This is a genomic window from Chitinophaga pendula, from assembly GCF_020386615.1.
Lineage (GTDB): Bacteria > Bacteroidota > Bacteroidia > Chitinophagales > Chitinophagaceae > Chitinophaga > Chitinophaga pendula.
This window is the reverse complement of record NZ_CP077769.1, coordinates 2,390,551-2,402,896: the sequence shown is the minus strand read 5'-3', so window position 1 is coordinate 2,402,896 and position 12,346 is coordinate 2,390,551. Positions and strand designations below refer to the sequence as shown.

Annotated in this window: 12 protein-coding genes; 7 read left to right on the top strand and 5 right to left on the bottom strand. The window is 48.5% G+C overall.

Translation table 11 applies throughout. The annotated features are described in order from the left end of the window. The first annotated feature begins 34 nt into the window (after positions 1 to 34). The 4 genes from KTO58_RS08890 (at position 35) to KTO58_RS08875 (ending at position 3,812) form a co-directional block, all read left to right on the top strand. Positions 35 to 235: a hypothetical protein gene (locus KTO58_RS08890; RefSeq protein ID WP_095839713.1), complete on the top strand. Its 201-nt coding sequence runs from the start codon at positions 35 to 37 to the stop codon at positions 233 to 235. 331 nt (positions 236 to 566) lie between these two features. Further along, positions 567 to 1,940: an MFS transporter gene (locus KTO58_RS08885; RefSeq protein ID WP_157753068.1), complete on the top strand. Its 1,374-nt coding sequence runs from the start codon at positions 567 to 569 to the stop codon at positions 1,938 to 1,940. 136 nt (positions 1,941 to 2,076) lie between these two features. After that, complete coding sequence (locus KTO58_RS08880; protein WP_157753069.1) at positions 2,077 to 3,102, top strand: sensor histidine kinase; 1,026 nt, start codon at positions 2,077 to 2,079, stop codon at positions 3,100 to 3,102. Further along, the gene (locus tag KTO58_RS08875) at positions 3,099 to 3,812 is read left to right on the top strand and encodes a LytR/AlgR family response regulator transcription factor (RefSeq protein WP_095839716.1); all 714 of its coding nucleotides are present in this window, start codon (positions 3,099 to 3,101) and stop codon (positions 3,810 to 3,812) included. The genes KTO58_RS08880 and KTO58_RS08875 overlap by 4 nt, the downstream gene beginning before the upstream one ends. A gap of 153 nt (positions 3,813 to 3,965) precedes the next feature. On the opposite strand, the gene KTO58_RS28770 is transcribed toward KTO58_RS08875, so the two are convergent. Beyond that, positions 3,966 to 4,091, bottom strand: coding sequence for a hypothetical protein (locus tag KTO58_RS28770; RefSeq protein ID WP_255408018.1), 126 nt, complete (start codon positions 4,089 to 4,091; stop codon positions 3,966 to 3,968). A gap of 278 nt (positions 4,092 to 4,369) precedes the next feature. On the opposite strand from KTO58_RS28770, the gene KTO58_RS08870 reads away from it, so the two are divergent. Then, the gene (locus KTO58_RS08870) at positions 4,370 to 4,576 is read left to right on the top strand and encodes a hypothetical protein (protein WP_095839717.1); all 207 of its coding nucleotides are present in this window, start codon (positions 4,370 to 4,372) and stop codon (positions 4,574 to 4,576) included. Positions 4,577 to 4,748: 172 nt separating this feature from the next. After that, positions 4,749 to 4,931, top strand: a complete 183-nt coding sequence (locus KTO58_RS08865) for a hypothetical protein (RefSeq protein ID WP_095839718.1) — start codon at positions 4,749 to 4,751, stop codon at positions 4,929 to 4,931. A 63-nt stretch (positions 4,932 to 4,994) separates the two neighbouring features. Here the strand turns inward: KTO58_RS08865 and KTO58_RS08860 are convergent, their stop codons facing one another. After that, positions 4,995 to 5,183, bottom strand: a complete 189-nt coding sequence (locus tag KTO58_RS08860; protein ID WP_157753070.1) for a hypothetical protein — start codon at positions 5,181 to 5,183, stop codon at positions 4,995 to 4,997. Between the two features lie 739 nt (positions 5,184 to 5,922). Here KTO58_RS08860 and trhO point away from each other — a divergent pair. Further along, a complete protein-coding gene (gene trhO / locus KTO58_RS08855; RefSeq protein ID WP_095839719.1) occupies positions 5,923 to 6,966 on the top strand; it encodes an oxygen-dependent tRNA uridine(34) hydroxylase TrhO in 1,044 nt (347 codons plus the stop codon). A 100-nt stretch (positions 6,967 to 7,066) separates the two neighbouring features. On the opposite strand, the gene KTO58_RS08850 is transcribed toward trhO, so the two are convergent. Genes KTO58_RS08850 through KTO58_RS08840 form a run of 3 tightly spaced genes read right to left on the bottom strand, consistent with a single transcriptional unit; the run spans position 7,067 to position 12,307 of the window. Continuing rightward, on the bottom strand, positions 7,067 to 9,592 hold the full coding sequence (locus KTO58_RS08850) for a DUF5686 and carboxypeptidase regulatory-like domain-containing protein (protein ID WP_095839720.1): 2,526 nt from the start codon (positions 9,590 to 9,592) through the stop codon (positions 7,067 to 7,069). A gap of 60 nt (positions 9,593 to 9,652) precedes the next feature. Further along, positions 9,653 to 10,015, bottom strand: a complete 363-nt coding sequence (locus tag KTO58_RS08845; protein WP_095839721.1) for a hypothetical protein — start codon at positions 10,013 to 10,015, stop codon at positions 9,653 to 9,655. 45 nt (positions 10,016 to 10,060) lie between these two features. Further along, complete coding sequence (locus KTO58_RS08840) at positions 10,061 to 12,307, bottom strand: TonB-dependent receptor (protein ID WP_095839722.1); 2,247 nt, start codon at positions 12,305 to 12,307, stop codon at positions 10,061 to 10,063. Positions 12,308 to 12,346: the final 39 nt, after the last annotated feature.

The following is a 12,346-nucleotide window of genomic DNA, read 5'->3' as shown; positions in this document are numbered from 1 at the left end:
TAACTAAAATTATTAAGCTTAAAAACATAGCGATATGAAAAAACTTATGTTAGCCATCACCGCATTAGCTATTGCTACATTTAGTATCAGTGGCGTAAACGCACAAGCTGCTAAGCCGGCTCAGACCACCACCCAGGCACCTGCCAAGGCAGAGAAGAAAGGTGAAAAAGCTTCCAAGAAGGAGCATGCTAAGAAGCACGCTGCCAAGGAAGCGAGCAAGCCGGCTCAAAAGTAGTCAGCAAACGTTTTAGTTCGCATATAGGTTGATAGAATGGACATGTAACTCTCCATTGAGGTTTTCGGACCAATCTGGAAACAGTTTCATGCTCAATTTCTCCGCCCCGCCGCATAGGAAAAACCGCGGGGCGGATTTTGTTTTTTTAGGGGCTTCCCTCCTTTTTATGTTAAAATCTGTTGATCCGGGAAGTGGACGATCGTGGATCATTGGGAGCTGTTGCGGTGGTGCCTTACCCTATTTGGTGAATAAACGGCTGTATATTATTCCTTTACATAAAAAATATGCCCTCTTTTTTCGTTCCTGGTACGGAGGTAATATCTTTGTAAGCATGAAAAAACTACAGGAAGGAGTGCCTTCTTCCTCTCCGCTTGCTTTCGGATTTGTCGTAGGTACTACCAGTCTTGCTTTTGTGGTATCGCAGCTGGATGTATCGATTGTCAATATTGCCCTTCCCCGTATTGCTGAGTCTTTCTCTGCCGGTATCAGTGTGTTGCAGTGGATAGTAGATGCTTACACGATTGCTTTTGCGGTATTGATGTTATCTGCCGGAGGGATGAGTGATCTGCTGGGGGCGAAGCGTGTATTTCTATTCGGGCTGCTGTTGTTCGGCGTTGCATCTGTTGGATGTGGTGTAGCCTGGGATGCGGGCAGTCTTATTGGTTTCCGGGCGTTGCAGGGGGTTGGGTCGGCTACGATGATCCCCAGTTCGCTGGCGATACTGAACCAGTCATTTTCGCATGACCGGGAGCAACGTGCCAGGGCGGTAGCGCTTTGGACGGCGGCCGGAGGGGTGTCGATTGCAGCGGGGCCGATATTGGGAGGTTTTCTTATTCATCTCAGCAGCTGGCGGCTTATTTTCCTGGTTAACATACCTATCTGTCTTGTTGGTATATTATTGGGGTTACGGTTGCCCGAGAGTGAGCGGCATCCGAACAGGGGTTTTGACATTCCGGGTCAGCTTACCTGGCTATTGGCATTGACTGCATTTATCGGGGCTATTATAGAGTGGAATGAGCTGGGCTTTTCGCACCCTTTTATATGGGGTGGGATATTATGCAGCGGGTTACTGATCTTGTTGTTCCTGCGTATAGAGCGACGTTCGGCGGCTCCTATCCTGCCGCTGGATTTCTTCCGGAGCGCCAACTTTAATGTGTTAGTGTTGCTGGGGGTATGTTTGAATAATTCCTATTACGGTACAGTGTTCGTGTTGAGTTTATACCTGCAGGATGTGTTGCATTATACGCCGTTGCATGCCGGTCTGGCCTTTTTGCCATTGACGGCGGGGTTTATTGTCTCGAACCTGATCAGTGGCAAGCTGATGGCGAAATATGGTACCCGGCTGCCGGTGTTGGTAGGTGCGTTGGTGGGTATGAGTGGTTTTATGGGGTTGTTGATGATCAATGGCCACACTTCGTATATTCAGTTATTCCTTCCTTTTTTCACGATCCCTATGGGTATGGGGCTGGCGGTGCCGGCGATGACCACGGGCATTCTAGCTACGGTGGACAGGACCCGTTCGGGTACGGCCTCTGCGGTGCTGAATACGACGCGGCAGGCGGCCGGTGCGCTGGGCGTGGCTGTTTTCGGTGCTATGGCTACCGGGGGGCCGGTTGCTATTGTAGACGGTATTCATCTGAGTGCTCTTATTTCAGCAGCTATGCTGATGGGATGTTTCCTGCTGTTATTCCGGCATGTGGAATGAGTACAGCCGGTATGGGGCATGACAGCCGTTTGTCAGAATAATCATGTAACTTATCAAGCAAAAGTAACGGCAGGTGTAAGCATACTGCTATTATCTGCGTGAACCCGTAATATTGGACCGGATAAACGCTTATGATATGACGGCACAGCATTGGTTTGCCCGCTATAAGTTACATCACCTGTTATTTTGGACGGCTTTTTTTGTGGTGTGGCTGACACTGCGGATCGACGATTATCCCACTTTATCTCTTACTATCAAGGCTGGTGTATTGAAGGTATTTACCCTGGCAGGTGCGGTGTATGTGACCAACCTGTTTTTGATTCCCCGTTTGTTATACCAGCGACAGTATCTTGCTTTTGTGGCAGGCTTCACCCTTCTTGTGATGACTACGGGCTGGCTGGTGATCCGTTTGTTGGATCATTTATTACAACCTTATGTGGCGCAATTTAAGCGGCTTCCAAACAGTGATCTGGGTACACAGTTGTATGATGTATATATTCCCCTATTCTTTATGGTAGGTGCGGCGGCCGGTATTAAATTTTATGTGGACCAGCTACGGACCAGTCACCGGTTGCAGCAGGCTTTGCGGAGCCAGGCGGAGCAGGAGTTATTGTATTTAAAGGCGCAGATCAATCCACACGCGATCTTCAATTCACTCAACGCCATTTATTTCCTTATTGACAAAAAGAACACTGCTGCGCGGGATACGTTGATGAAGTTCTCTTCCCTGCTGCGTTATCAGTTGTATGACTGTAATACGGATACTATTCCGGTAGAGAAAGAGGTACTGTACCTGGAGCATTATGTAGCGATACAGCGGGTTCGCCAGAATGAAGACCTGGAGGTGAGGTTTGAAGCAGACCCGGCATTACAGGGTTTGCGGATAGCCCCTTTGCTGTTGATCCCATTTGTTGAAAATGCGTTTAAACATGTGGCGACATCGGGCGGGCAGCAGTACATCCGTATTTCATTACAGCGGGAAGCGGATGATATTGTATTATCTACCAGTAATACCTGTTATGAGCATGTAACAGCGACACCCGGCATCGGGCTTGCCAATGCAAGGAGGAGGCTGGAGCTTTTGTATCCGGGGCGGCATCATCTTTCTTTATACCAGGAGGGCGGCGTATTTCAGGTCTTCTTAAAACTATCCCTGTTATGAAGTTAAAATGTCTGATTGTAGATGATGAGCCGATGGCCCGCAAAGGTTTAATGGAATATTGTGAGGAGACTGGTTTTCTCGAACCTGTCGCCAGTGTTCCATCGGCTGTAAAGGCGCTCGCTATTTTGCGGGAGGAGCCGATACAGTTGTTATTCCTGGATGTGCAGATGCCCGGTATGACGGGTATTGAGTTATTAAAGGTGTTGGCACAGCCACCCCTCGTGGTATTTACCACTGCTTATTCCGAATATGCGGTAGAGAGTTTTGAGCTGAATGTATTGGATTACCTGTTAAAGCCTGTTGCTTTTGACCGTTTTTTAAAGGCGGCTTTAAAGGCACAGTCCTGGTATGAGTATCAACGGGCTGCACCTGGCGCCGGCAAGGATTTCTTTTTCATCAAGTGTGACAATAAGCTGGAGAAGCTGTTTTTTGACGATATCCTGTATGTGGAAGCGCTTCAGAACTATGTTGCTATCCAGACTACGCAACGGAGATACCTTACCTATGTGACCTTTAAGGGAGTGGAAGCATATCTCCCTTCGGATCGTTTTATCAAAGTTCATAAGTCTTACCTGGTTGCCCTTTCTAAAATTGACAGTATTATGGGCAACGAGTTAAGTGTTGGCGTCCACCAGATACCACTTAGTCGCAGTATGAAGGAGGAAGTGCTATCGCGTATTCTTGACAACCGTTTTCTCAAGAGGGAATAGTTATCCCGTTACAGACACTATGGTCTGTTAAGGGTGTAAAACCATCTAAAGTGTTAAGCGGTCAGGAAGTTAGTGGCGGCGAAAGCAGATCGGGGTATTCATAGTGCCGCTGTAGTTGGTCATCTGTTCAGGTCGGGCTACTATTAACGGCACTTATTGATTGCGATATTTTTTCGCTTTATAGGAGGTACGTTCGCCGGAATTATCGAAGTAGTAGGACAACAGTCTGTAGATCCACAGGGCGATGATCACGTAAACAAAGTAGAGGATAAATGTCATAAAGTTTGATTTTAAAGGGTGAATAAATATTTTCCTTGTCAAGTACTATATTTTCAAAAGGTATGCCAAAACCTGACCCTTATTTTATATACGATAATTATCAGATAGTTACACCGGTTAACTAAAACTTTACTGTGGTGAACTATTCTCGCATTGTCAGTGTTTTAATGGATATATTAATATCAGATACTACGACTTGTGGAATTTCCTATAAGCCTGGCATTTGGAAGCGACAACATGTGGATGATTCCAGACTACGTTCACCCTTATCGGCATTTATGAAAAGATTTGTACACATCATTTTTTTCCTCGGTATCTTACTGATTATCAGTTCTTATTTGGCAGAACAGTTACAATGGCTCCGGGTACAGGACTATCTGACCCTTACCTTTATCGGGTCCTTATTCATTATCAGTGCGGCAGCCTACCTCCTACTGGACCTGTTGTACCGGCGGTCCCGTGATGCGGAGCATTTACAGCATTGATATCCGGGAGGATATGATTATCCCAGCAGCACCTATTACCGCTGAGCAGCAGCCGGCAGGTAGTTTTTTAGCTTTACTCTCTCTTTATTTTCCTTAAAAGACGGCAAAAAACAGGATTAATCCCCGTAGCAGCCCGGTTTTTTCCGGTCCGGCGAAGTTTTATTTTGCAGGTATGACCAAGGAAGGACTGATCGACATATTGCTGGAGGCAGGGTTGAGTCGGGAGGAAGCGGAGCGTACGGCAGCCATTGGGGCCAGATGGATAGGGAAGTTCACGGATGAGCAGGTGATCATTTCCTGTTTGTTCTTTCATGCCAGCAATGTGATCAACAGCCGGAAGATCCGACTTTATTGAGAAAATACCGGAAAAAGCAGGAGGCTGTTGCCTGCTTTTCCCGGGGTAATCATGGCCTGATAGTTATACGCACCATCCTTCCGGCTGATCGGGGAAATTGGGCTTACACCAGCAGCCAGGTGCGCAGGTTACGATCAGATCACATTCATATCTGAGGCAACGCGGTTGTTTATCCGGTTTAATGCCAGTACCGGTGATACGACTGAGTGCTGCTCTTGAGAGCGGGCGTAGGTGGGTCTTAAAAGGTTTCATAATTATGAGGGATTTGATTAGCTATTTGTATCTGAGCATCGCGCAATGCCATTCGCGTGTGCTATTGTCCCTCCTATCATTCACATAGCAAAGGCGCCCAGGACACAAAATTTTTGAGTGATTTCATGATTGGAGGTTTAGCCACGTTGATACGGGGTAAATGCCAGGTAAATGAGGACGTAGTTTTAATCGGGGTGAGTTAGTAAATATATGCCCGACACAACAAGTTGTCATCACAATAGCACCATTTTATGGGGCAAGGTTTGAGATCGCATGCGAAGGCTTCACATACGGGTACATTTACTTTTTGCCCACCACCTTTGATAGTCTTTATTTCAGCGCGGGATGCAATGTGGAATTTCTTGACAGCTATCATGATTCAGCGTTTGATTAAATATAAGTGAGGGCAGCGATCTTACACTGCAGTATGTAAATCAGACGCTATGTCATAGGGAAAATATATGGAATCAATATGCATCTGTCCTGGGAAATGATTGGCAATGGATGAGTTAGGTATAAAATTACTGTAGGAAGCGGTATGGGCGGCTGACGAAGGGCATTTTAGCGGTCAAAAGGCGGCTATCAAACAATTAATTCGTAAATTGCAGCCCTATTTTGTCAGGAGTAGACATACTTTCAGACATAATTCAAGAAATCAAACTTTAGAAAGTCAGTCTGATCAGGGGTTTGATTGAAATTTTGTTCACCAGGCAAGTGTCCTTAAAATTTCAAGGCAGCAATGACATTACACAACAGAGTATCTGCAGCGGAGCTGAAGCAGCGGCTGCAACAGGAGACATTTCCTCGCACTACCATTTCATTTTACCAGTACGCAAAGATTGAAGATCCCCAGGTATTCCGGGATGAACTGTATCTGGCACTTAGCCAGTGGGCGGTATTTGGTCGTATTTATGTGGCCAGCGAAGGTATTAATGCACAGATCAGCGTGCCTTCTCACTATTTTGAGGCGTTGAAATCTCATCTTTACAGTATCCCGTTCCTGCACGGCATCCGGCTGAATGTAGCCGTAGATGACGATGGGAAGTCGTTTTGGGTATTAAAGATCAAGGTAAGGGATAAGATCGTAGCCGATGGCATCGACGATCCTACTTTTGATATGGCGAACAAAGGGAAGTATCTGGATGCGCGCGCCTTTAATGCGCTAACGGATGATCCGGACACCATTGTGGTGGACATGCGTAATCACTATGAATTCGAGGTAGGACATTTTGACAAGGCGATAGAGATCCCCTCTGATACTTTCCGCGACCAGTTGCCGATGGCGGCATCTATGCTGGAGAATAACAAGGATAAGAACATTGTGATGTATTGCACGGGAGGCATCCGCTGTGAGAAGGCGTCGGCTTACCTGTTGCACAAAGGGTTTACCAATGTGTATCATCTGGAAGGCGGTATCATTGAGTACACCAACAAAGCGAAGGAACAGGGTTTGCCTGTCAAGTTTAAAGGCAAAAACTTTGTGTTTGACGATCGTTTAGGCGAGCGTATCACGGAAGATATCATCAGCCATTGTCATCAGTGTGGGGCGCCATGCGACACCCATACTAACTGTAAGAATGACGGTTGTCACCTGTTATTCATACAATGTGCGGCCTGTGCGGAGAAACATGCCGGCTGTTGCAGTGAAGCGTGTCATGATGTACTCCTGCTTCCAGCGGAGGAGCGTGATGCACTTCGTAAGGGAGTGGACAAAGGTCTGATGTACTTCAATAAATCGAAAAAGCGATTGCGGCCCAGATTAGGAGAGACTTCACAGGACTAACATTATTCTGATCAACATAAGGAGTAATAGGGATACTGCCCGGTTGCGTTTGTGAGCGCTTCCGGGCAGCCATATTTTTCGACTGTTGGGGCTAGTACTGCTATTTACCTCTGGCGCTGTTAACCATTCCACCTAATAATCCACCCATTCCCAGTCTTACGCCTACGCGGGTGTTGTCTTTGCTTTGATAACCCGCTACTACGTCTACTCTCAGTACCTTAAAGATATTCTCCAGGCCTGCGAATATTTCCACGTAGTTATTGTCGCTGTTCACATAGAAGGCATTTGATCCGGCGACGAGGTTCCATTTTAGTTTTTGCAACAGCGGTATTTTATTAGTCAGGAGGCCATTGAAGTGGTGTTCTACATGGCCTGTTGCGTAGAATGCGGCGGTTGTGCTGTATTGGTAATATGGCGCCAGCGAGAAGCTATTCAGGTATTTATCGTTGAAGAAGGTTTGATTCCCGTTAAAATGGCGATAGTCTGGCAGGCCGACTCTTTTGTCGTTGATAAAGCCACCCGCTCCGATGTTGTAATGAAACTCTCCGAACAGTTTGAAGTTCATCTTATCGAATACGCGTACCTGCCATTTGTCGAAGTCGACGTCGCTGCCGGCGATGTTGTAGATGCCTTTGCTGTATGCTACTTCAAAGGTTGGCAGGTCGGACCCTATGGCGAATTTACGATCGGGCATTTCTATGAAGCGCTGCCCTGGCTGTATACGGAATCCCAGGTCGAGTACCAGTGCCTGGTGTCTTACCATTGGTACAGATGTCAATTCTACCGGATAGTTAGGTGTGAAGGATTTCTGATCATTTTTAAAGAGTACGAAGTCGGTGGTATTGACTACGGGGATACGGTCTTCGTAGGTCAGGCCTGCTGAGAGTACGGCGCTATTCTGGAACTCGCGTCGGAATTGTAGTTGTCCGAACCAGTTCTCATAGAGTTTCATGTAGTTTTCTTTGAGGAGCAGGGTATATATTTCGTTGATCAGCGGGCGGATGGGTTCTTCTTTATTGAATTGCGAGATGCGCTTCCCTCCTGCGAGCGACCAGGTGTTTGTTCCCAGGCGTTGGCCCAGCCGGGCGTTCTTTGTCCAAGTGAGCCGCGTGTAGGCATTGAGGTGTGTATTGCTGAAGCCATAGCGGATTACTGGAGCTATCGACAGGCTGTTATTGCCTTTGAGGGATAGTCGTAGTTCTGGTTTTACGTTGACTACCAGTCCTTCTACGGTGTTGTATTCCAGCTGTGTCAGCAATGGTTTAACGTGTAGGATATGGCTGCCGATGCCGGTGTCTTTGCGGAAATAGTAGTGCCGGGTGATACCTCCGAAGAAGGGTGCGGACCATTTGACAGGCGGCTGATGTTTGCGGAGGGAATCGATGTTCTTTCTGGCGGCCAGGCTGTCTTTCATGGCGTGGGCGATACTATCTTTCTGGTGGAAGTCTTTTTGTTCATCGACTTCGAGTGGTACGGGCCGGATGCTATCCCAGTAGGCGATTTTTTTATCATTGAAGGCCGTATCGTATTTCATGATGGTCTTATTGAAATACTTAGGCTTAAAGTCGGGTTGGAGGTTATAGTTAGAATATACGTTTACGAAGGTACCTGCTACGTTGAAGCCGAATTGTTTCAAGGCGATGTAGAGTACCTGGTCTTTGGTGCGCCATACGTCTGTGGTGACGGGTACGTGGGTTTGGCGGATGCGCAGGGTATCGATCAGTTCGAGCTGGTAGTCTTTGGTGAGTTCCAGGTCGGTGCTGTGGATGCGCCAGTCGCCATCGGTGATGAAGATATGTCCGGAGAACAGTGGTTCGTATTTACGTCTGGGTATGACGGCGATTTTGTTGACGGTTCTGCCATCTTCCACGAATGATCCTTCCAGGCGGTATTTATAGAATGAGATTGCGTTTTGTGCGATGGGAGATATGTATCCGCGGGGGCTGACCTGGGAGATGACGGCGGTTACGTTATTATCGTAGAAGTTGATATAGGTGGGGAAGTTAAATCCGAATCCGCCACCGCTTTGGCGGCCGGAGATTACTTCGAGTTTGAGTTGATCCGGTGCCTGATAGGATATTTTGGTTAGTGATTCGGAGAGGAATACGATTCCTTTTCCTGCGGAGTCTACGCCCAGGTCTTTGGTATCTACTTTTTGTCCGAAGAAGGATTTGGGTACTCCTCTCAATTTGAGCAGTCCTTTGATATATGCTTCGCTTGTGTAGGCTTTCACCTGGTGCTGGTAGTAGTTTCTTTTTTTGATGGCCTGCCGTATGATGGCGTATGCGGGGTCCTCTCCTCCTGCTTTAACGACTACTTCTTTTATCTGAAGGCTTAGTGGTTCGAGTATGAAGTCGAGGGTGTTGGGTGTGTTGCTGATGGAGGCAGTTTGTTCTTTTTTGCGGTAGCCGATATACTGGCATACTACGGTATAGTTTCCATCTGGTGCGTCGAGGCGATATTCTCCATTTGCGTTGGTGGTAGTGCCGATGGTTGTTCCTTTCAGCATGACGGTGGCAAAAGGCAATGGTTGCTGGCGGGCGTCTGTTATTCTACCGCGGATGATACCTGCCTGGCAACAGGCAATAACGAAGACGAACAGCAAGGTTAGCTGAAACCTGATCATATTAACTTAGATGTTACAGTATAGGTGACTACGTGTGCTCCCGAGGGAAGTATTAAGTGATTATGCGGTGGCGACCTGTTTGGCTGGTTTGCGCAGGTAGCTGGCGGCAGTGCTGGCAAATCCTGCTACGAGCCCGCCGATGAAAGCGCTTATGAGGCCGATGCCTACGGGGCTTTTCACCTGCATGATAACGAGGCTCATTCTGTTGGCCAGTATGTGATCATTGCGGACATCGATGTAGAAAGCTAAAGCGAGCCACAGCAGGAATACGCCCAGGAAGCCGGTGAAGAAGGCTTTGCCGGGGGACATACGGATCAACAGGGATACTAAAAATGCCACCAGGGCGACGGACCACCAGGGCAGGAACATACCCGCTAGGTAGCTGAGTATGACGATCAGTAATAGGGTGCCAATGAATTTCATCCCAGTAAATTACACATTTAAGCCGGATAATTGGCTAGTGAATTGTTAAAATCTGAAAGCGATATGTGCACGTGCCCAGGTGGGTGTACCTGGTGTGAAGTGGATTTCGGATACGGGATCCGGTTCGTCTTTGAGGCGTGATTCTGAATAGAACTGTGCTTCCCGCCATTTTATGTTGAACAGGTTTTCTACCTGTAGGCCTATTTCCCATTTTTTGCGGCTGTAGCTAATGGCGAGGTCGTTGATAAAGTATCCTTGTGCGGTTGCGGTGTTGTCTTCATTGGCAGGTCTGTCTTTGATATAGCGGTAACGCAGGTTGGCGGACAGTCCGATAGGCAATTTGACGGCGATGCCGCCGGTGCTGGTCAGTACGGGCGCCAGGGGTACGTATTGTTCTCCTTTGGGTGCGGAGGTAAAGCGGGCGTTGGCGTAGTTGACATCTATGTCGAGGTATAGCCAGGACAGGGGTTGATACCGGATACCCAGGTCGGCACCCAAGCGGCGTGATTTGCCGGACGGTTCTACTACGGCTTCGTCGCCGACGTATACGAATTCCTGTTCGAGGAACAGGTACCAGAGGGCAGGTTGTAAGATCAGGCCAGGTATGGGTCGGATAACGGCACCGAGGTCGGCGCCATAGGAACGCGGCAGGATGTGTTTGCCCTGTTGGGCGAGAACTACCCTGGCATCGTTGGAGTGGAAGCCCATACCGGTTTTGAGGTATAGCTGCCAGGATGGTGTGAGCTGGTAGGCCATGTTCAGTTTCGGGCTGACGTTGGTTTTGCGGGCGGCCTGCAGTTGATAGCCCGGCAGGAGTTTATCATCATAATTAAATATGAAATGGTTTACGCGCAGGGCCGGGTTGAGGGTGAATTTGCCGGTTTTCCATTCTGCATTCAGATAGGCGTAGAGGTTATGTTCATCTACATTTCCCCAAGCTTTGCGGTTGAGGAGGCTATCGCGCTGGTATACCTGACTGAGCTGGAGGTCATTGATATCGTCGTAACGAAATCCGAGGCCTGCCAGCCAGTTGAGGGAGCCTTTACCGAGGGTTTGCTGGTGGCTGTATTGGTGATCGAAGCCATATATACTGCGACCTTCTGCCTGGTGTATTTCATCGCCGTTGACGGGATCGTTGAGGAAGAAGGTAAAGTTGGAGAACAGGGAGAAGTCGTATCGTACGAAATAGAACAGGCTTTTCAGGCTGCTATGTTCGTCTATGATGCGGTAGTAGTTGGCGGCGAGGTTGGTGCGGCTGGTGTTGCCACCTTCTGTGGGGTCGATGGTACCGAAGCGGCTGATCTTTCCTTCGTTGACGGCTCGCAGGGGGATCTGTCCGGAGGCGTCCCATTTGGAGCTGAAGGTCGATGCCTGCAAGCTGAGATAGCTATGTTCGTTGAGCCAGGTATTGTATTTACCCATGAAGTTGAGGCGGTTGAAATGCTGGGGATGATCGAAAGGACCATCTGTGAGGTAGTATTCTCCGGCTATGTAGCCATTGCTTTTAGCGGCGGAGGTCTGTTGACCGGTGAGATCAATGAGGGCTACCATGCGTTTGGTATTGAATTGTCCTCCTTCCAGTTTGATGAGGCTATGATCGAGGCGGTCGAAGGTGGAGAAGTTGACGTATCCGGCGGTATTAAAATCTCCTTTGTTGGCGTAGTATGCTCCTTTTCCGAAGTCGATATCGCGGATGGTTTCCGGGATGAGGAAGTGGAGGTCGGCATATCCCTGTCCATGTGCATGGGAGGGCATATTTACGGGGAGGCCATCGGCGGTGATGGTTACGTCGGTGCCATGATCGACGTCGAAGCCACGGAGGAATATCTGTTCGGCTTTACCACCGCCGGCGTGCTGGGCGATAAAGAGGCCTGGCACTTTACGCAGGAGGTCTTGTGCGGAGCGTACGGGTGTCATTTGCAGGTCTATTTTGGCCACCTGGTTCCAGACGGGAGCGCCGGAGCTGACGGTGACCTGGTCCAGCCTAACGGCGGCTGGGGCCAGGGATATAGCGAGGGTTTGGCCGGCGGTATTGACGGCTATCTGCTGGGGTTCGAAGCCGATATGAGAGATCAGCAAGGTATCCGGCAGTTGTTGCAACCGGAGGGTGAAGGTACCGGCGCGATTGCTGTGGGCATGTGTGCCCTGGCGGGAGGCGATGTTGGCATCTTCCAGCGGGAGGTTGGTATCCTTATGGCGGATTATTCCTTTGAGGATGTATTGTGCGCAGGTATGCAGGTGAGCGGTGACAGCAATGGCTATCAGCAACAGTAATTTGTAGCGTTGGATCATAAGCGAGTTCAGATATTGGTTTCTCTACATTGCCTTGTT